15 protein-coding genes are annotated in these 20,496 nt (G+C 66.4%); 5 read left to right on the top strand and 10 right to left on the bottom strand.

The features are described from left to right. Nucleotides 1-32: 32 nt before the first annotated feature. Nucleotides 33-1,277 (bottom strand): putative DNA modification/repair radical SAM protein, encoded by a 1,245-nt coding sequence (locus tag CJD35_RS03360; RefSeq protein ID WP_017181956.1) that lies wholly within the window; start codon nucleotides 1,275-1,277, stop codon nucleotides 33-35. 61 nt (nucleotides 1,278-1,338) lie between these two features. Then, nucleotides 1,339-3,198, bottom strand: coding sequence for a CHASE3 domain-containing protein (locus CJD35_RS03355; RefSeq protein ID WP_017181955.1), 1,860 nt, complete (start codon nucleotides 3,196-3,198; stop codon nucleotides 1,339-1,341). A gap of 104 nt (nucleotides 3,199-3,302) precedes the next feature. Between CJD35_RS03355 and CJD35_RS03350 the strand changes: the two genes are divergently transcribed. The 3 genes from CJD35_RS03350 to CJD35_RS03340 are packed head-to-tail and all read left to right on the top strand — an operon-like array spanning nucleotide 3,303 to nucleotide 8,519. Then, complete coding sequence (locus CJD35_RS03350; RefSeq protein ID WP_026002190.1) at nucleotides 3,303-6,887, top strand: hydantoinase B/oxoprolinase family protein; 3,585 nt, start codon at nucleotides 3,303-3,305, stop codon at nucleotides 6,885-6,887. A gap of 46 nt (nucleotides 6,888-6,933) precedes the next feature. After that, entirely contained in the window at nucleotides 6,934-7,929 is a 996-nt protein-coding gene (locus CJD35_RS03345) for an MlaD family protein (RefSeq protein WP_017181953.1), read from the top strand. Then, a complete protein-coding gene (locus CJD35_RS03340) occupies nucleotides 7,926-8,519 on the top strand; it encodes an ABC-type transport auxiliary lipoprotein family protein (RefSeq protein WP_017181952.1) in 594 nt (197 codons plus the stop codon). The genes CJD35_RS03345 and CJD35_RS03340 overlap by 4 nt, the downstream gene beginning before the upstream one ends. 88 nt (nucleotides 8,520-8,607) lie before the next feature. Here CJD35_RS03340 and CJD35_RS03335 read toward each other — a convergent pair whose 3' ends face one another. From CJD35_RS03335 to CJD35_RS03305, 7 genes are all read right to left on the bottom strand, one after another. After that, nucleotides 8,608-9,264 carry an ATP-binding cassette domain-containing protein gene (locus CJD35_RS03335; protein WP_017181951.1) on the bottom strand — a complete coding sequence of 219 codons (657 nt, stop codon included), beginning with the start codon at nucleotides 9,262-9,264 and terminating at the stop codon, nucleotides 8,608-8,610. Beyond that, nucleotides 9,261-10,028 (bottom strand): ABC transporter permease, encoded by a 768-nt coding sequence (locus tag CJD35_RS03330; protein WP_017181950.1) that lies wholly within the window; start codon nucleotides 10,026-10,028, stop codon nucleotides 9,261-9,263. The genes CJD35_RS03335 and CJD35_RS03330 overlap by 4 nt, the downstream gene beginning before the upstream one ends. Further along, nucleotides 10,016-12,127 (bottom strand): RyR domain-containing protein, encoded by a 2,112-nt coding sequence (locus CJD35_RS03325; RefSeq protein WP_017181949.1) that lies wholly within the window; start codon nucleotides 12,125-12,127, stop codon nucleotides 10,016-10,018. The genes CJD35_RS03330 and CJD35_RS03325 overlap by 13 nt, the downstream gene beginning before the upstream one ends. An 8-nt stretch (nucleotides 12,128-12,135) precedes the next feature. Next, the gene (locus tag CJD35_RS03320) at nucleotides 12,136-13,680 is read right to left on the bottom strand and encodes a C1 family peptidase (protein ID WP_026002189.1); all 1,545 of its coding nucleotides are present in this window, start codon (nucleotides 13,678-13,680) and stop codon (nucleotides 12,136-12,138) included. A gap of 26 nt (nucleotides 13,681-13,706) precedes the next feature. After that, nucleotides 13,707-14,621 (bottom strand): hypothetical protein, encoded by a 915-nt coding sequence (locus tag CJD35_RS03315; protein ID WP_017181947.1) that lies wholly within the window; start codon nucleotides 14,619-14,621, stop codon nucleotides 13,707-13,709. A 61-nt stretch (nucleotides 14,622-14,682) separates the two neighbouring features. Then, nucleotides 14,683-16,314: an SUMF1/EgtB/PvdO family nonheme iron enzyme gene (locus CJD35_RS03310; RefSeq protein WP_020477395.1), complete on the bottom strand. Its 1,632-nt coding sequence runs from the start codon at nucleotides 16,312-16,314 to the stop codon at nucleotides 14,683-14,685. Further along, nucleotides 16,311-16,985 carry a hypothetical protein gene (locus CJD35_RS03305; RefSeq protein WP_026002188.1) on the bottom strand — a complete coding sequence of 225 codons (675 nt, stop codon included), beginning with the start codon at nucleotides 16,983-16,985 and terminating at the stop codon, nucleotides 16,311-16,313. Before CJD35_RS03305 ends, CJD35_RS03310 begins: the two co-directional genes overlap by 4 nt. Nucleotides 16,986-17,187: 202 nt before the next feature. Here CJD35_RS03305 and CJD35_RS03300 point away from each other — a divergent pair, with 202 nt between their 5' ends. Further along, the gene (locus CJD35_RS03300; RefSeq protein WP_241763594.1) at nucleotides 17,188-18,798 is read left to right on the top strand and encodes a caspase family protein; all 1,611 of its coding nucleotides are present in this window, start codon (nucleotides 17,188-17,190) and stop codon (nucleotides 18,796-18,798) included. Between the two features lie 25 nt (nucleotides 18,799-18,823). Here the strand turns inward: CJD35_RS03300 and CJD35_RS03295 are convergent, their stop codons facing one another. After that, nucleotides 18,824-19,483: a hypothetical protein gene (locus tag CJD35_RS03295; RefSeq protein WP_241763593.1), complete on the bottom strand. Its 660-nt coding sequence runs from the start codon at nucleotides 19,481-19,483 to the stop codon at nucleotides 18,824-18,826. On the opposite strand from CJD35_RS03295, the gene CJD35_RS03290 reads away from it, so the two are divergent. Beyond that, the gene (locus CJD35_RS03290; protein WP_017181944.1) at nucleotides 19,482-20,402 is read left to right on the top strand and encodes a toll/interleukin-1 receptor domain-containing protein; all 921 of its coding nucleotides are present in this window, start codon (nucleotides 19,482-19,484) and stop codon (nucleotides 20,400-20,402) included. The genes CJD35_RS03295 and CJD35_RS03290 overlap by 2 nt on opposite strands. The last annotated feature ends 94 nt before the right edge of the window (nucleotides 20,403-20,496 follow it).

The following is a 20,496-nucleotide window of genomic DNA, read 5'->3' as shown; positions in this document are numbered from 1 at the left end:
ATTCCTGCGATCAACCGGAAAATGCGTCATTTTCATGAAAAAAGATCAAGTTGTGCGGGGGCAGGGGTCATCTGGCTGCGCAGGTCCGCTTGATCGGAAAGCTGCACGGGGCGCCAATCGCTGGCAATCAGAAACGGGCGCAGCTTCTTGATCGATGTCGTCAGTCGCGCGACATCGTCCAGTCGTAACCGGCGGTGACGCCGACTGGCGAGGATGCGGTTGACCGCCTTCACCCCCAGTCCGGGTATGCGCAGCAGCATTTCGCGCGGGGCGCGGTTGACGTCGACGGGGAAAATGTCGCGATGGCGCAGCGCCCAGGCCAGCTTGGGGTCGATGTCGAGCGGCAGGCAGCCCGTCACCGGATCGGTCGCGCTCGCCACCTCCTCCGCGCCATAGCCGTAAAAGCGCATCATCCAGTCCGACTGGTAGAGCCGATGTTCGCGCAACAGCGGCGGTCGCCTGAGCGGCAGCACGGCGCTGGGCGATGGGATTGGCGAAAAGGCGCTGTAATAGACCCGGCGCAACCTGTGTCGGTCATACAGGCTGCTGGCGCGCGTGATGATCGCGCTGTCGCTGGCATCGTCCGCCCCCACGATCATCTGGGTCGATTGCCCGGCGGGGGCAAAGCGCGGCGCATGACGATATTTGCGCCGCGCCTCGCCCATATCCTCCATCGCATGGCGCATGCCCGCCATCGCGCCTTCGATCCGCACGCCATCCTTTTCCGGCGCCAGCCGCTCCAGCCCCGCCTGTGTCGGCAATTCGACATTGATCGACAATCGGTCGGCAAACAGCCCGGCCTGATGCGCCAATTCGGGGTCTGCATCGGGTATGGTCTTGAGGTGAATATAGCCGCGGAAATCATGCTCTTCGCGCAGGCAGCGCGCTACCGCGACCATCTGCTCCATCGTATAGTCGGAAGAGGCGATGATCCCCGAAGACAGGAACAACCCCTCGATATAGTTGCGCCGGTAGAAGCTGAGCGTCAGGTCGACCACCTCCTGCACGGTGAAGCGCGCCCGCCTGACGTCGCTCGACCGTCGGTTGATGCAATAGTGGCAATCGAAAATGCAGCTGTTGGTCAGCAATATCTTGAGCAGGGAGATACAGCGGCCATCGGGCGCATAGGCATGGCATATCCCCATACCCTCGGTCGATCCGATTCCCTTGCCCCCGCGCGAATCCCGCTTCGCCGTGCCCGATGATGCGCAGGACGCATCATATTTGGCCGCGTCGGCCAGGATTTCGAGCTTTTGACGAGTGGAAAGGGCGACCATATCGTTCCTGATATGTTCTAAATTGCCCCCTGTCCACAATCTCGATCAACTGGTGGGCGGATCAGACTTCGCCGTCGAGCACCTGCCGTACCTTGACCGCCAGCTGGTCCAGCGTGAACGGTTTGGCCAGGAAGGAAACGCCGGGGTCCAGCATCCCGTTATGGACGATGGCGTTGCGGGTATAGCCGGTGGTGTAGAGCACTTTCAGCCCCGGCCGTGCCTCGCGCGCTCGGTCGGCCAAGATGCGGCCGTTAATGCCCGGCATGACGATGTCGGTAAACAGCATGTCGATGTGCGGCTGGATCGTGAGCATCGCCAACGCCTGTTCGCCGTCCGACGCCTGCACCACGGTATAGCCCAGTTCGCGCAGCGAATCGACCGACATATGCCGCACCCGCTCTTCATCCTCGACCAGCAGGATGATTTCCTCGCCCTGTGCGCGGGGCAGGCTGTCGGACAGGGGGGCGACATAGCTGCCGGTCGCATCCGGCCCATAATGGCGCGGCAGGTAGATTTTGATGATCGTCCCCTGGCCGGGCTCCGAATAGATTTTCACATGACCGCGCGACTGTTTGACGAAGCCGAACACCTGGCTCAGCCCCAGCCCGGTGCCCTTGCCCACGCCCTTGGTCGTAAAGAAAGGGTCGAACGCGCGCGCAACCACGTCCGGCGGCATGCCGGTGCCGCTGTCGGTGACCGATACCATCACATATTGGCCCGGCGTCACCTCGTCATGGGTCGCGGCATAGGCATCGTCCAGATGCGCGTTGCCGGTCTCGATCGTCAGCTTGCCGCCGCCCGGCATCGCGTCGCGGGCATTGACGCACAGGTTGATGATAGCGTTTTCCAGCTGGTTGGCGTCGATGCTCGCGCGCCACAGGCCGCCTGCCAGCACGGATTCCACGCGCACATCCTCACCGATCGTCCGGCGCAGCAGTTCGGACATGCCACCGACCAGCTTGTTGACGTCGGTCGGTTGCGGGTCGAGCGGTTGCTGGCGCGAGAAAGCGAGCAGCCGCGCGGTCAACTGCGCGGCGCGCTGCGCCCCTTCGGTCGCATTGTCGATGCCCTTGATGACGCGGGGGTCGCCATCGTCACCCAGCCGCCGCCGTGCCATGTCGAGCGAACCGATGACGATCGCCAGCATATTGTTGAAATCATGGGCGATGCCGCCCGTCAGCTGGCCGATCGATTCCATCTTTTGCATCTGGCGCAACTGCGCTTCGGCGGCCTCGCGCTCCTGCGCCTCGGTGATCAGCCGTTCGTTGGCCTGTTCCAGTTCCCGCCCATGCGCGACCGCTTCGCCCATGCGCCGCTGCGCGGTGCGCAGCGCCATCAGGCCCAGCAGAATGGCCAGCGCAGCGCTGACCGCAAGGCCGCCGGACACCAAAATGCTCAGCCGGTCATTGTTCGCCGTGCGATCGCGCAACAACGCTTCCTCGCGCGCCTTCATCGTGGCGATCCGTGCCCGGATGCCCGCCATCAATATCTGGCCGCGCGTAAAAATGCTGGGGTCGATGGGAAGCCCCGCCCGCTTGCGGGCTATCGCTCGTTCCAGATAGGCGCTGCGCCGCGCGATCAGATCATCCAGCCCGTCGACCGCTTGCGCCTGCACGGGATTGTCTCTCACATCCTGGCTGAGCGTCGCCAAATCCCTGCGCCACTGGCGATCGAATCCATTATAGCTGTCCAGAAATTCGGGCCGTCCGGTCAGCAAATAGCCGCGCTGGCTGCTTTCAGCCGCCTGGACCTGCACCATCATCGCCGACAGCCGGCTTTCCACCCGCAACGTATGTGCGACCCAATTGGCGCTCGCCTGCTGGCTGCGATACAGCCAGAATGTACCCGTTACCGCCATCATGACGACCAGCATTGCAAGCAATAACAGGATGATCGACCGTTCGGGGCGGATGGCAGGCATGGCGCCTTTCATGGTTAAATGCAGCGCGCAGGGCAAGCCCCAATGCAAAGCGTGCAATCCCCAAAGCCTTGCCATCGCGCCAGCATCGCGCCATCACCCGCGCCATGCAATGGCAATTCTGGATCGATCGCGGCGGTACTTTCACCGATGTGGTGGCGCGCGGCCCCGATGGGCGGCTGCACACCGCCAAACTGCTGTCCAGCGACCCGGAACGCTATGTCGACGCGGCGGTAGAGGCGGTGCGCCGACTGACGGGGGCAGGGGAAGGGCCGATCCCGCCCTGTCGCTTGCGGATCGGCACCACCATCGCCACCAACGCCCTGCTGGAGCGCAAGGGCGAGCCGACCCTGCTCGCCATCACGCGCGGTTTTCGCGACGCGCTGCGCATCGGCTATCAGGACCGGCCAGACCTGTTCGCGCGCCACATCATCCTGCCCGACCCGCTTCATGCGCAGGTGGCGGAGATGGACGAACGGGTCATGGCAGATGGCACGGTCCTGACCGCGCTGGACCGGGACGCCGCCCGCGCGGCGTTGCAATCGGCCTATGACGGCGGCCTGCGCGCGATCGCCATCGTGCTGATGCATGGCTATCGCTATCCCGCGCACGAACAGGCGATCGCAGCGATCGCCGCCGAAATCGGCTTTACCCAGATTTCGACCAGCCATGACGTCGCGCCGCTCATCAAGCTGATCGGGCGCGGCGACACCACATTGGCCGACGCCTATCTTTCGCCCGTGCTGCGCGCCTATGTCGACGGGCTGCGCAACGCGCTGGGCGATCGGGCCGACATGCTGTTCATGCAATCGAGCGGCGGCCTGATCGACGGCATGCTGTTCCGGGGCAAGGACGCGATCCTCTCCGGCCCGGCGGGCGGCATCGTCGGCCTGGCCCGGACCGCGGAACAGGCCGGTTTTCGCGCGGTGATCGGCTTCGACATGGGCGGCACCTCGACCGACGTGTCCCATTATGCCGGTGCCTATGAGCGCGACAATGAGGCACAGGTGGCCGGTGTGCGACTGCGCGCGCCGATGATGCGTATCCACACCATCGCGGCGGGCGGCGGATCGATCTGCAGCTTCGTCGATGGCCGCTTCCGCGTCGGGCCGGAATCGGCGGGCGCGGTGCCGGGACCGGCCTGCTACCGGCGCGGCGGACCGCTCACCGTCACCGACTGCAACCTGCTGCTCGGCAAGATCCAGCCCGATCATTTTCCCAGCCTGTTCGGCCCGAATGGCGACCAGCCGCTCGATGCCGATGCGGCGCAGGCGCGCATCGCCGCCATCTGCGCGCAGGTGCAGGCGGAAACCGGCCAAACCCTGAGCGTGCGCGACGCCGCTCAGGGCTTCATTGCCGTCGCCGTCGCCAGCATGGCCAATGCGATCAAGCGCATCTCGGTCGCGCGGGGCCATGACGTGACGCGCTACACGCTTGCCAGCTTTGGCGGGGCAGGGGGGCAACATGCCTGTCTGGTCGCCGATGCGCTCGGCATGGACCGGGTGATGATCCATCCGCTGGGCGGGGTGCTGTCGGCCTATGGCATGGGCCTGGCCGATCGTCGCGCGGTGCGCGAACGCACGCTGGCGCTGCCGCTGGACGCGCAGACCATGGCGGACCTCGATGATGCACTGACGGCCCTGGCCGCCGACGCCCGCGCCGACCTGCCCCAGGCCGACCGGATCGAAACGCTGCTGCGACTGCGCTATGACGGCACCGACAGCCTGTTCGACGTGCCCCTGGCGGACATCGACACCATGCGCGCGGATTTCCTGACCCAGCATAAAGCCCGCTTCGGTTTCGCCGGGCAGGGGCGCATCCTCATCGACATGGCCCGTGTAGAGGCGATTGCCGGGGCGAGCGAAGCGATGACCGACATCGCCGCCATCGCCGCGCAACCAGCACCGCCGCTCGCCCATGTCGATTACGCTGGCGAAGCCGCGCCGGTCCACGACCGGGCGGGCCTGGCCCTTGCCAGCATCATCGACGGACCGGCGCTCATCATCGACCCTGTGTCCACGACCGCCGTCGAACCGGGCTGGCGCGCGCGGCTGGACGCCATCGGCAATCTCATCCTCACCCGCCATGCCCCGCGCCCAGCACCGCAGAGCGGGGACGCCAGCGCGGTCGATCCCGTCCGGCTTGAAGTCATGGGCGGCCTCTTCATGGCTATTGCGGAGGAAATGGGCGCGGCGCTTCAGAACAGCGCCTCTTCGGTCAATATCCGCGAACGGCTCGATTTCTCCTGCGCCCTGTTCGACGCGGCGGGCAATCTCGTCGCCAACGCCCCGCATATGCCCGTCCATCTGGGCAGCATGGGCGACAGTATCCGTACGATCATGGCGCGGCGCGGCATCGGCCGGGACGGGACGCCGATCGACGGGCGCGGGATGCAGCCGGGCGACGTCTATGTTCTCAACGCCCCCTATGATGGCGGCACCCATCTGCCCGATGTCACCGTGGTCATGCCCGTATTCGTCGGCGGCGACGCCCCGGCCTATTATGTCGCGGCGCGCGGCCATCATGCCGACATTGGCGGCATCACCCCCGGATCGATGCCGCCCGGCAGCGTGTCGGTCGAGGAAGAAGGCGTCATCCTCGACAATGTGCTACTGGTCGATCGCGGCACATTTTGCGAAGCCGACATGCGCGCGCTGCTGGCGTCGGGGCCATGGCCTGCGCGCAATATCGACCAGAATATCGCCGATCTCACGGCCCAGATCGCTGCCTGCGCACGCGGCAGTCAGGAATTGTTACGGATAAGTAACGATTATGGCGCGGCCACTGTCGCCGCCTATATGGGCCATGTGCAGGATCAGGCCGAATCCGCGGTCCGCCGCCTTATCGGTCGCCTGTCCGACGGCCATTTCACCTATGCGATGGACAATGGTGCGATTGTTCAGGTCACTGTTCAGCTTGATCAGGGCACCGGATCGGCCACGGTCGATTTCACCGGATCGTCAGCCCAGCTTCCCGGCAATTTCAACGCCCCTGCTTCGGTCGTCCGCGCCGCCGTCCTCTACGTCGTTCGCACCCTGATCGACGAAGCGGTGCCGATGAATGACGGCTGCTTGAAGCCCATCACCATCATCGTCCCTGAAGGCTCGATGCTCCGCCCCCGCCATCCCGCCGCCGTGGTCGCGGGCAATGTCGAAACCAGCCAGGTCGTCACCGACGCGCTGTTTGGCGCCCTGGGTGTCATGGCGGGCGCACAGGGGACGATGAACAACCTCACTTTCGGCAATGCCCGGCACCAATATTATGAAACCATCGCCGGGGGTTCGGGCGCTGGCCCCGACTTCGATGGCGCGCCGGTGGTCCAGACCCATATGACCAACAGCCGCCTTACCGATCCCGAAATCCTCGAAACCCGCTTCCCGGTCTTGCTGGAAGAATTTTCGATCCGGCCCGGCTCCGGCGGGCAGGGCGTGCATCGCGGCGGCGACGGTGCGCTGCGCCGCATCCGCTTTCTGGAGGATATGACCGCAGGCATCCTGTCCAACCGCCGCACCGTCCCGCCCTTCGGCCTTGCGGGCGGCGCGCCTGGCAGTCCCGGCCGCAATGCGATCGAACGGGCGGACGGGGGCATCGAACCGCTCGGCCCCACCGCCACCACGGCCATGCGGGCAGGCGACATATTCGTCATCCAAACCCCCGGCGGCGGCGGCTTCGGCGCTTCCGATCCCGCTTGACAACAGCCCCGCGCGGGGCTGTTGTCACAGGCAGGGGGAGGGGTGAATGACGCCGGACGCAGCAACGCAGATCAGATGGGGCGTCGGGGCCGCGATCCTCGCCGTGGCGCTGGTCGCGATCCTCGCGCTGATCCCCGATCCCTTCTTCCGCCAGCGGGTGATCGCCACGACGCTCGACGATGTGGAGGGCGTTTCCCCCGGCGTGCAGGTCTATTTTCGCGGCGCGCCGATCGGGCAGGTCCGCTCGGTCGAACTGGACGGCCCCAGCCGCACCTTCGCGGTCCATATGGGCGTGGCGAAGGACTGGCGGCCATCCCCCTGCGCCTTTGCCACCGTCGCCGCCGCCAATCCGCTGACGGCCCCGCGCATCGAACTGGTCGCGCTGGAAACCGCGACTGCCCAATGCGCGACTGCCCGCCGTGCCTATGGCTGTGATCCTGTCGCCGGGCCACAGCGCGCAGACGCCATTGCCGGATGCCGCCGCCCTGCCGACCTGTTCGAAACCGCATCGGTCGCGATCGGCGAAGCCGCTGCCGTCGCCCGCACCGCCAACGCCATGGCGCAGCGGCTGTCCACGATGTTGCAGGGCGACGGATCGGGCAGCGCGGTCGATATGGCAAAGGTCGCCCGCAACGCGACGGAAACGCTGGCCGCGCTCAACTCGCTCAGCACCCAACTCGACCGCAGCTTCAGGCCGGGGCAGGGTGACATCGCGCTCACCCTCTCCCATGTCCGCAAGGCGACCGGGCGCGCATCCGAAATCGACGTCGCTGCGCTCAACGGCATATTGCGCGAAACCCAGGCGATGGTGGCGCAGAACCAGACCAGCATCGCCGGGTTGCTGGCCGAAGGGAAGGGCAGCGCCAGCGAAGCACGGATGATCCTCGAAGGGGCATCCGCCTCGCTGATCGCCACCAGCGCCAATCTGGAACGCACCAGTGCCAGCCTTGGAAATCTCAGCGAGCGGCTGGCGGGCGATCCGACCTTTGCGATCCGGGGCCAGCGCTACGCCGATCCGCCACCGCCGGGAGGAAAGAAATGATCCGCCTCGCCTCGATCCTCCTGCTTCTCACGCTCCCGGCCTGCGCTGCGCTGAAAGGCGGGGACGCCCCCGTCACCATGCGGGTCTCCCCGCGCTTTGCCGTCGGCCCGCTCCAGCCCGCGCCCACGCTCGCCGTCGCCCCGGTGCAGGCGCGGGGATTGAGCGGCGGAGCACGCTATGCCTATGTCGATGCCGCCACGCCCGGCGAAATCCGCCAGGCCGCGACCCTGTTCTGGGAAGAACCGCCCGCCACCACGCTTGCCCGCGCGCTGGTCGCCGGGCTGCGCACCCGCTTTGCCGCCGTCACCGGGCCGGACCTGTCGCTGGCTGCCGACCGCCGAATCGTCGCCACGCTCGACCGGTTCGAGGAAGTGACCGGCGCGGGCGCAGCGCAAGCCGTTATCGCCTTCGACGTGACGCAAGTGGCGCTGGGGAAGGCGGTCTGGACCGGCCGCTATTGCGCGACCCAGCCGATCACCTCGGCGGCAGGCACGGCGCGCGCCGCCGCGTTTCAGGGCGCAATCGAGCAGGCGGTCGCGGCCTTTGTCGAGGACGCCGTGTCGGGCAGGGTTACTACTGCTTCCTGTTGAACAACATTATGTGTTCCCGCGCAGGCGGGAACCCAGTCCCACCCTTTGAACTGGGTTCCCGCCTGCGCGGGAACACATAGTGCTTGGCTCATACCAACCGCCCCGCCTCCAGCCGATAGACCCGCTCGCACAATCGTTCCGCCAGCGCCGCATCCTGTGTCAGCAGCAGCAGCGCGCGACCATGCGGCACAGTCCGCCGCCGCACCTGTTCCTCCAGCGCCGCGCCGCGCGCATAGGCGCCCTCGAACGGCTCGTCCAAAATCAACAGGTCCGGATCGCGCATGAAGGCCCGCGCCAGTTCCGCCCGTCGCCGTTCGCCGATGGACAGCATGTCGGCGCGGATGCCCGCCGCCTGCTCCAGCCCATATTCCAGCAGCAGCCGGTCGATCCGCCGCCTTGCTCGCGCGTCGAGTCCGCCCATGCGCCCCAGCGCCAGCCGCATATTCTCCTCGACGGTCAGGTCGCCCAGCAACGACCCGCCCTGCATCGCCAACCCGCATCGGGCGCGCAGCAAGCGGCGCTGGTCGGTATCCGCCTCGTCCAGCGCGATCCCCATCAGCCGCACCATGCCGCTGCCCGGTTCCGCCAGCCCGACCGCCAGCCGCAACAGCCAGCCCTTGCCCGCGCCGCTCTCCCCCACGATGGCGACCCGCTCACCTGCGCCGATGTGCAGGTCGATCCGGTCCAGCACCCGCGCGCCGCCCAGCACCAGACTGACGCCCTCAAATGCCAGCATCTCGCTCATGCCAGGGCTGTCCACAGGACCGCTGCGGCAAAAATTCCCAGCAACCCGGCGGTAAAGGCCGTGGTCGCGCGACGGCCAATGTCGGCGGGGGACCGCACGCGCCTTGCCCCCACCGCGCCGCCCACGCCAAAGGCGATCAGCGCATAGACCAGCACCTTGGCCATGCCGGTCAGCATCGCGGCCGCCGCCTCATGGGAAAAGGCGAAGCCCGCCCACTGCGCCCAGCCGATATTGGCTATCAACCGCAGCGGCAGCGCACAGCCGACCAGCGCCGCCAGACCGGCAAGCATCATATGGATCGGCACCGACAACAGCACCGCAACCAGCGCTGGACCCAGGGCATGGCCGACAGGATCGCGCCCCAGCGCCTCCAGCGCGTCAATTTCCCGGTTGAGCGACATTGCCCCCAGCCGCGATGACAGCGCCACCGACACGCTGCCCGACGCGAACAGCCCGACCAGCAGCGGCACGATGTCGCGCAGCAGCGTTTCGGCCAGCGCCGACTGGACCGGAATCTGCGCATTATACAATGCCAGCAGCCGCGCCGCGCCGATCCCGGCGATCATCCCCGCCAGCGCGGCGAGCGGCAGCAGGGTGCGCAAGGGGCGCCACACATGCAGCGGCAAGCTATCGGCCAGTTGTCGCTGCGCCAGCCGGTCGCCCGCCACCAGCCGCCGCGCCATGCCGCGCGCCGCGCGCCCGATCAGCCACAGTCCTGCGCCCACCGCGGCGACGATCTTGCGGCTGCCCCTCAACGTGCCCATGGTGCCCGAACGATCGTGCCGTCGCCGCCCAGTTGCACGGCGCGATCATCCTCGATCGGGCCGGGCGTCAGGACCAGTTGCGCATCGGGCATCTCCCCCGGATCGGTCGTGGCGTATAGGCTGTCCGCCGTGCGCACCAGCGCTACCGCCATCCGCGCATCCGCACCGTCCAGCCTGTCGATGATCGCCTGAACATGGGCGTTCAGCAGCAACTGGACCAAATGTCCCCGCTGATGCAGCGCGCCCATCATCGCGCGCGCCCAGCCATCGGCCAGATCGCCCGCGAACAATGGCACCCGGTCGGGATATTGCGCGTACAGCGTCGCCAGCAGCGCGCCCGGATCGGGGCAGGCGCCGTCGCCGCCGGGTAGGATGGCCACGCGCAGCACCCGCAAGGCCCGCCGCCCCGACGCGCCCAGCAACCGCGCCATGATCCGCACCTGCTCCCGGTCCAGATCCTTGATCGCCTCGCTCAACTCGTCATAGGGAATGATGTCGGGGTGCAGCCGCTTGGCATCGTCGCGCACCGCCCCGAATGTCCAGCCCTGCACCAGCTTGGCCGCCATCCAGCGATCATGTTCGGCGCGTGACAATTCCTCCAGCTCGTCGGGCGTCAGCACCAGTGACGGCCCGCTCCCTTCCACCAGCCGCGCGCCGATGTCGCGCAGCTTCAGGCTATAACAGTCAGCGACCAGCCGGTTATCGTCGCGAAAGGATTCGGGCAGATCGTCCCACTCCTGCATCGACGCGCGCACGCCGATCCGCTCGCCTTCGGCAAAGCGTCCCTCCAGATAGAAGTCATGGATCGACCGCGCCAGCACGTCATGCCGGTCCTGCAACAGCATGTCGGGATCGGCCAGATTGGCCAGTGCCCCGAACGGCAATATTCCTGCGCCCAGCCGCGCGTCATACCCGCTATCCATGCGCACATGGATCGGCGGCGCGACCAGCGCAGCGGTCCGATAGCGTGCATCGACCGCCAGCGCGATCGCCAGCGTCCGATCGTCGCCGCCCGCATCGATCAGGATCGCGACGGGTTCCCCATGTGCCGCGACATGCTGGTCGATCAGCGCGCCAATTCCCGTCGGGTCGGCGCGTGCCTCGACAAAGCGCAGCGGCGACAGTGTGTCTGCGCCCGGATTGCGCGCGCGGAAACCCGCTTCGGCCTTCGCCGCATCGGCCAGATGAATGACAAAGCCCGGCTTTCCGCCATCGCGATAATGGCCGCCCGCCAGCGTACGAAGCACATAGCGTTCGATCAGCGGCGTGAAGCCGATGACCAGCACCCCGCGCCCCGCCTGTCCCGCGCGGGCAAAAGCGTCGATCGGGCGGGCCAGCGCCAGCTGTCGCGCGGCGATGTCCGGCAGCGCCGCCATCCGTACCCGCGCAGTCTTGCGGTCGCCCTGCTCGAATCGCTGCTCGACGCTGCGTCGCAGGTCCAGATCATCGACGCGCAGGATGACGTCCAGCGGATCACCGGCGGCGCGTACCCGCGCCGCCTCAGCCATCAGGACGGCGGCCAGCGCGATGTTGGTCCGCGCCTCGCGGCTCAGCAGCATCGCCGCCCGCGCCTTGTCCAGCGCCAGCGCCTGCACGCTTTCGTCCGTCGCCGCCTGCTCGACCTCCGCTGCCCCGGCTTCGATCGCGTCGGGGACCCAGCCGGCGCGTCGATCGCGTGGCCACAGCAGCACCCGCCGCCCTTCGTCCAGCGCGCCGAGCGCCGCCCGCGCGGCCAGTTCGCTATCGGCGTCGCCGGAAATCACCAGATGGTCGCCGCGCGCCCGGACAAGCGCCAGCCGCCAGGGATTGCGCACCTGCGTCCACGCCAGCCCGGCCATGGACCATACAGTCAGCAGCGGCAGCGCCCAGCGCGCGATATGCAGCGCGACGGGCAGGTCGCGGTCCTCCAGCGCCTGCGGGAAATGGCCGACGGCCAACCCTAGCGACCGAAGTGCATCCTGCGGCAGGGTAGAGGCGATGCCCGCCTGTTCACAGGCCTGGGAAAAACCCCATATGCCCAGCAGAAAGGCGATCCCCAGCGCCCCGAACCGCACGATCGGCGCGACGGGCGGTCGCCATGCTCCCTTGCGCCAGTGCATCGCCAGGATCAGTTGCTGGTATGCAGGCGGACGAAGGCGGCGGACACGCCGTCGCCGGACTGGCCGACCAGCTTGGCGCGCAACCGCGTCAAAAATTGCCGTTCGGTGCCATTGATCACTTCATCATCGCCAAACAGCGGCTTGTCGGACGCCAGCGCGACGATCATCTCCGGGCCGAACGGCGGGGCGACCGCATAGCGCTGCGCGGTTTTGGACAGGCCGATCATCACCTGCCGCACCCCCTTGCCATCGGGTTCGGGATGGCCGCGATGCAGTTCCACCGCGCTGCCGTCGGCCTGGAGGTAGATGATGCTGATATAGGGCCGCGCCGCCGTGGTGGTGGCGCTGACGCCGAAAATCTCATTCTCCTTCATCGTCACCGGATCGCCGTCCCGCGGCATGCCCGCCTCGGTCAGCGCCGCGATCCGCGTTCCCGTGCGGGCCAGCGGCGCCGCCAGAGTCAGCGCCGCCTCGCATTGCGGCCATGGCAGATGGCGCACCTCGAACTTCGCATTCGGGTCCGCCTTCAACGCCGCCTCGCGCAGCGCCGCAATGGCGTTCAGGTCGCCGGAAAAGCCCGACACCGCGCCGCCTTTCACGCTGACGCCGCCGCATGGCATGGCGGCGGCCTGTTCGCGCAGGATCTGCGCCGCGCTCTTGGGCGCTGGCGTAGGCGCACCAGGCGCGACCGGCACGACCGGCGCTTCGAGCGAATAGGCTTCGCCCGTCAGCAGCCGGAAGGTCTCATAGTCGATCCAGGCATAGCCCTTGTCACCCCAGATCGGGCCCCAGCTGTTCATAATGCGCAGCGCCTGCCGCTCCTCGTCATAGCCCACGATCGCCATGGCGTGATAACTGGCATGTTCGGGCTTTTCCGCGCGGCTGTAGATGCCATCGCCGCGATGGGCCTTGAAATCGGCAGAAACCGGCATGGCGAATATCACCGGCGCGCCGCGCGCCAGCGCACCCTTCACATCGTCCAGGATGATCGGCGTGCGCCAGTCGTCCTTGACCTCACGATCAACCGCGCGCCAGTCGAGCAGGCGGTAATTGCCCGCCTTGGCCTTCAGCGCTTCGGGCGCGGGGATCGCGCATTTGGTCATGTCGTCGGGAAAGTCGGCCAGGCTGACCGTCCCCTCATTCTTGAGCAATGTCAGTGCCTGGACGATGCTGATCGTCCCCGCGCACGGCGATCCGACCGGACGCAGCCTGTTATAAACATAGGCCGGGCTCATCTGATCGGCAGGGGTGGCCGGCTGCACCGCCTTGTCGCGGAAATTCAGGAAGGTGCGCGCGGCATAGGTGGTGGCCCATGCGACGCAATTGGGCTGCGGTCCCTGCGATCCGGGCGGAGGATAGGCATTGGACAGGTCCACCCGCTTGGGCAGATAGGCGCGGAACCGCCCCTGTTTGGGCAGCTTGGCATAATCTTCGGGAGAAACAGGTTCAGCGCCGGTCATGAACTGGCTGTCATTGCCCTGCTGCGCGGACGATCCCGCGGCACAGAGCGCCAGCAATGCCGGACCGCCCCATGTGACGAAACGACGTGTCATCACCCGTTCCTCCCGAAATTCTGGTTCTAGAAGCGATAGCCGATGGTCAGCGTCACCGCGTCATAATCGAAATCATGCGAAAAGCTGCTGGTGCCATGGGTGTAGATCAGGCCGATGCGCAGTTGCTCCGCCTTGCTCTTCTGCTCGGCTTCGCGGGTACGCACGCCGATGCTCAGCGCCGCCTCGTGCACATTTTCATAGGATTGCGGATCGTCGGTCAGCTTCGTCCAGGTATAGCTGGCGCGCAGCGATCCCTGTCGCCCGCCGAACATCCGTCCCTTGAACGGCAATTGATAGGCGAGCCCGTTGCGGAAGGTGAAGACATTTTCCTTCAGATAGAAGGCGGGATCGCGCCCCAGCCCCCAATCGGTGGTGGTCGACCAGCCGATCATATTGCCGATGGTCAGGTCGCCGCGCCCGACCTGTGCGATCTTGTATCGGCTGCTGGCCGACAGGGTAATGAGGTCGCTGCTGGTCGATCCGAAAAAGGCGCCCGCGTCGGTCACGCCATAGGCGACACGCGGGGTGATCAGCCAGTTGGGCTGGACCGGTATCTCGATCCCGGTGGACAGCGTCCCCATCGTCGCGGTCGCGCCATTGTTGACGTGCAGGACGTTCAGCACCGGGTCGATCAGCACGCGGGCGCGGCTGCCCTCGAATGGCCGCAGCGCCTTTTGATAGCGCAGCTCATAGCGCTGGCCTTCATTGCCATAGGCGCCCCAATAGGTGATCGCCGCGCCGATCGTGTCGGCATCCCCCTCCATGTCGAAACCCGGCGTGTCCGGATCGTCATCATAGTCCAGGTCATTCAGGTTCAGCGCCGTCGATACCGCGCTATGTTGCAGACTGTTGGGACTGCCCACCGTCGCCAGATAGGGCGCGGCCTGCGCCATCCCCGGCACAATCGCGATCAGCGCTGCCGTCGCCAGATATATTCTCATTCTCTTACCCCCTTTGCGGCACCGGTTTCCCCGTCCGGTGCCAAACCCACATGAAAAATTGTCAGGACGCGGCGAATATCTCGTCCGGGTCCAGATCCCGCACGACCCGCAGCCCTGCATCCTGCCGCCGCTTGGTCGGCGGCACGGTGAAACGGTTGGCCGATCGCAGCGCGTCGGGCGCGCTTTCGAACGATCCGCCCCGGATCACCCGCATCCGGCACGACTGGTCGGTGCATCCCGATGTCCATTCCCACACATTGCCCTGCATCTGATTGAGGCCCAGGGCGTTGGCGGGATAGGCGTTCACGCTTTCGGGATAACCGCGATAGGGCGCGGTGTCCGATCCGCGATAGCGGGCGGTATGGTCATAATTGGCCTGGCTCGGCGCAATATCGTCGCCCCAGGGGAAAGCGGTCGGCGCGCCGCCCCGGCTGGCATATTCCCATTCCGCCTCTGTCGGCAGGCGATAGGTGCGGCCTGACTTGACGGTCAGCCAGGCCAGGAACGCCTGCGCATCCTCATAACTGATGTCGGTCGCGGGGATCAGCGGGTTGGGATTTTCCTTCGCCCAATTGCCCAGCTTCGCGCAGGCATTGTCGCGCACGCACCCATTCCATTCCGCGATCGTCACTTCATAGACGCCGATCGCAAAGGGCCGTTCGATCCGGACATCGGCCTGCACCGGCTCGTCGCTGCCGCGCCCCGGTTCCGACGCTGGCGACCCGAACGGCGTGGTGCCGGCGGGGATGGCGCGCATCCATGGGCAGTTGGCGCAATCATAGAAGCGGTCATTCGCGGCCCGGTCGCAGGAAATGAAGCAGGGCGGCGCGCCTTGCAGGCCATAGTCGAAGGTCGGCTTCTGGAAATTCTTGCCCGACGACAGCGCGACCCGATCGGACACGCGCTTCAAGGCGTCGGCGATATTCTGCTGCGGGCGGCGGATTTCCTCGGCCAGCACCTTGGAAAAGATACCGTCGTCGAACGCGAACTGGTCCGCGCTGGTGGAAAAGGCGACCAGATAACCCTGATCGGGCCGGATCGCGGCGGCGGGCGCGCGCACCATGCGGCGCAGGCCCTTGCTCCCGGCCAGTTCACCCACGGCGCTCGTTTCGACCCCGGTCTGGTCGGCGATCATCTGCGCCAGTGACGGCGGCGGCGCGGCCAGCACGTTCCGGCACATGTCCAGTACGATCAGCATCGTTTTCGCGCCGGACCCCAGCAGATTGCGGGTCAGCGCCGCGCGGGTCAGCGTCGCCGTTTCCGCCGTCACGTCGCGCCCGGCATCCACCGGCAGCAGCATGACGTCGCCATAGCTGCCCAGCGCCGCGCCATGGCCGGAAAAATAGAGCATGCCGAACGCCTTGGGTCCGGCAGCGGTCAGTTTCGCGCGGAAATCGGCAATCGCGGCCAGCATCGCTTCGCGCGACAGGTCACGCCGCACCTGCACCGGCCCTTCGCCATTCGCATCGACAAAGCCGGTCGCGCTGAGCGCGGTGGCGATCTTGTCGCCATCGGCATAGGTGGACGCCAGCTTGTCGAAGGACTGATACGCGCCATTGACGATCACGAGCGCCAGCCGGGGTTCGTCCGCCGCTTGCGCCGCGCCGCTGCCAGTCAGCAACGCGACGAACAGGCTCAGCGCTGCCATGGCGCGGAACAGGAGCGCGGGAAACAAAACGGGGCGTGGGGTCATTTGGATGCCTTGCGCGGCGCGAATTCTACTTGAGTGACGATCTGGTCTACCGAATCGACATGCAGCACCGCGTCATAGGCGCGCGCAGCCTTATAGGGTTCAGCCGGGCCGCCGCCGAACAGCTTGGCAAGGAAGCCACCCAGGCCCCGACCCTTTTGGCAATAGGGGCTGACGGTGACCATGCCACCGCTTTTTTCGACCTCGTTCAGCCAGGCGCCCAGCGGCGCGGGCGCTTCATTGGCGACCGGATAGGGCGATTCGATATCGACCACCACCGTCTTGCCCCGCCGCAGCGCGCCTTTGAGCGCGCGGTCGAACCGGGCCGGGTTGGCAAAACGAAGGGTGGGTTTGGCAAAGGGACGGTCGCACGATTTCAGCACGGCAGGAACCGGAGCCGGCGCGCGCGCCGGGACTGGTCCCGCGCCGGCCGGGGCGGTCGGGCGCTGCTTTGCCGGCGCGATGGCATTGGCCGCGGGAGGGGTGACCGGCTGCGACGCATTGGCAGGCGCAGCCTGTTGCCCATTCGTAACGATATTCGCGGGGGACGTTTCGGGTTGCAGGATGCGCACGCCGCGCCCGGCAGCGCCATCGGTCGCGTTGCCCGCCCCGCCTTGCGCCGGTGTCGCGGGCGGGTTGGCCTGCGCCAGTGCGGCGGAGGAAGATCCTAACAAAAACCCCGCCGCAGCAATGGTTAAGAAGCTTCTGACTATTATCATCGTCCCACCCCGTGTCATGATATAGTTATTGCTCCCCAAACCATTATGAGATTATGGGGTAATAACTGAACAGGCAACAAAAAATCGCGGGAGATCCCAAGTGGGGAAGGGGCTTCTTGGACTCTGGGCAACAGTATTAACCGCTTTTGTCACAATAATGGCATCTCCTTCGCTCGCTAAAGCCGAAACCCGCGCCCTATTGGTGGGCGCATGGCAGTTCCACTCGTCCCAGATCATGGATCTTGCTGGTCCCGAAAATGATCTTGCAGCGATGGAAACAGTGATTCGCGGTCAGGGCGCCAGCGATGTCACAATATTGCGCAATGAAGGTGTCAGTCGGACCACGGTTGAAACCGCGCTCCATGCTTTGGGGCTACGTTCCAAGCCGGGCGACTGGATATTCCTTTACTATACCGGCCATGGCGCGTTGGCCGAAGCCAGCGTGAAGGGGACGCGAGACGGCGATACCGACCAGTTCCTGCCGCTGCCCGGTTTCGATCCTGACAGCAAGGACGCTGAACGCTTCATCGTCGACAAGGATTTCTACACCTGGCTGGCCCTCTACGTGCCGCGCGGCGTGCAGGTGCTGATGATGGCGGACACCTGCCATTCGGGCACGCTGCACCGATCTGTCGATCCGCGCGCGATGGGCATGACCCCGCGCCTGACGCTGGGTGGCCGCAATGTCGAACTGGGCTCTCGCCCCGCGCCGCGTTTCGCCAGCACCTTGGCTTCGGTCGAGGGCGCGGCGCTCACCGCCACGCGGGAAGATCTGCCAAACCTTTTCTATATCGGCGCTGCCCGCGACGATCAGATCGCATGGGAAAATGCCCTGCCGGTCGAAGGCGCGCCGACACGCGGTTTCCTTACATGGTCGTTCGAACAGGGGCTGACCACGCCAGGAGCCGATGGCAGGGGCATGGCGGCGGATCAGGATGGCGATGGCAAGCTGACCATCGGTGAACTGGGCACCTATCTCAATGTCCAGGTCCGCATGTTGAGTGGCCAGCGGCAGGAAAGCAGCATCATCATCCCGCCGGGCCGCGAAGGGCAGGGGCTGTTCGCCACCGTGCCGCCGCCACCCGCGCCCCCCGTCGCGCCGCCGCTGCCCGGCCTCTACGTCGCTGATGTGAAGGCGCGGGCCAGCGTCGCCGGCCCTGACCATCCCTGGCGTGTCCTGAGTGATGGCAAAGGCGCGGATTTCGTCTGGGACAATGTCCGCCACGTCATGCTCCGCCGCACGGGCGACATGGTCGCGCAAAATGTCAAAACCCTGCCGCAGCTGCGCGGGGTCATCGACAAATGGGCCGCGATCGAAACGATGCGACCGCTCCTGTCCGAACAGCGCGCCCGGCTAGTCGTCGGCCCGCTCGACAATGGTGCGCGCTATCCGTCCGGCGCGCCGGTCACGCTGGCGCTACAGGCGGACGGCCAGCGTGTCGCCGCGCCACAATATGCCACTGTGTTCAACATAGCGTCGGACGGCACGATCCAGCGCCTTTTCCCGGTCGCGCCGTCGGACGGCGACGGTCGCCTCGCCCCCGGCCAGTCGCTGCCGGTCCTCGAAAGCCAGGTCATCGCTCCCTATGGCGCGGACCATGTCGTTGCCCTGGTGACGCCTCAGCCGCCGGAAGCCTTCCGCGTCCTGCTGCGCACGGTCGAAAATCAGCGCGCCGCCAACTGGCTGGTCGCGCCGATCCGCGAATTGCTGGCCAAGTCGCCGGGGCACGCGAGCCTGTCGATCGGCGAGCTTTATACCGGCAACTGACGCGATGCCTGTCGCGCCCGTCCGGTCAATTGCTCAAAATCACCGTCCGGCTCTTGGCCGCGCTCTTGTTGCCGATGTCGATGCGATATTCTCCCGACGCGCGGGGCGTCACCGCGCAGACCGGCGCATAATCGGCATTGTCGTCCAGGCACAATTGCTTGCCCGACGCATCGAGCAGGCGGATATACATGCTGGTGCCGATGTCGCCGATCGCGCCGATGCGCAGCGGCTCGCCACCCTTGGCGGTCACGGTGAAGCGATAGGCGTTGCGCGGATTGACGTCCTGTACCCGCCGCACCAGCCCCTTGCCGAACGCCGACGCCATCACCCCGCGCCCAGACGCGGACTGGGACAGGCGAATCTGCAACAGCAATGCCTGATCGTCACGGGCCAGCGCCTTGGCCTCGGCAAACAGCGCGTCGGGGGAAAAGGCCGCCTCGTCCCCTGCCGCTGCTTCGCCTTCGCTCATGGGCACCTGCTTCAGCATCCGTGCGGCTGTCAGCATCGCATAGGGATCACCCTCGCGCCGGGCGAAGTCGGCCACTTGCCGCGCGGCAATCGCCTGTTCGAACGGATCGGCGGGCTTGACTGCGGCGGGCTGGGCGGCGGGCGCGGCCTGCTGCGCCATCGCGCCACCTTGTGCCAGCATCATCGCAGCGCTTGCGACTAGGATTTTACGCTTCATGTCCAACCCTTTCAGCAAGATAATCTCCATTCCCGTGGATACTGCCACGGCCGTTGGAAAGCCAGTGCTGAGCGGCGGCGCGGACTTGGCCAAACAATTGACCGCGCTGGTGGGCGGGGCGGGGGCGGGGCGCTATGCCGCCTTCATCAGTTACAGCCATGCCGACATGAAGGTTGCCCGCTGGCTCCACCGCGCGATCGAAAATTATCGCGTGCCAAAGGCGCTGGTCGGCACGGGGGGCGATCGTGGCCCTATCCCCGCCCGTTTGCGCCCGATTTTCCGCGATGAGGATGAACTGGCGGGTGCAGCCGAACTCGGCCCCAAATTGCTGGGCGCGCTTGCCCGATCCGATGCGCTGATCGTCATCTGCTCGCCCACTGCCGCCCGGTCGGTCTGGGTCGACAAGGAAATTCGCAGCTTCAAGACGATCAATCCGGACGCGCCGGTGTTCGCGCTGATTGCGGCGGGCAAGCCTGGAGATCCCGACACGGACTGTTTCCCCGCGCCCCTGCTGTTCGCGCTGGATGCCCAGGGCGAACTGGATCGCACCCAACCGCTCGAACCGCTTGCGCCCGACCTTCAGAAAAACGACCGCAATATCGTCAAGCTCAAGCTGATCGCCGGGCTGCTTGGTACGCCCTATGCCAGCCTCTACCGCCGCGACCAGCGCCGCAGCCGCCGCATCGCCGTGGCGCTTGGCTCCTTCGCCTTCCTGCTGATCCTGCTGCTGAGCGGCCTGTCGATCGCCGCCTTCACCTATGCCCGCATGGCGGTGCAGCAGCGCAACGAGGCGCAGGCCGCGCGCAAGCTGGCGGAGGAAAATGCTGACAAGGCCGAACGCCGCGCCTGGCTGGCCCAGGTCGCGGCGCAAGAGGTGCGACGGCTGGCGGATGAGGGGAACAACTGCCCGCCGCCGTGAGCATCCTCCCCTTGTAGGGGAGGTGGCATCGCGTAGCGATGACGGAGGGGTGTTGCCCTATCGTGAGGGCGGCACCCCTCCGTCTGGCCTGTGG

It is taken from the genome of Sphingobium xenophagum (assembly GCF_002288285.1).
GTDB classification, from domain to species: Bacteria; Pseudomonadota; Alphaproteobacteria; order Sphingomonadales; family Sphingomonadaceae; genus Sphingobium; species Sphingobium xenophagum.
This window is presented reverse-complemented; position numbering and strand designations above follow the sequence as displayed.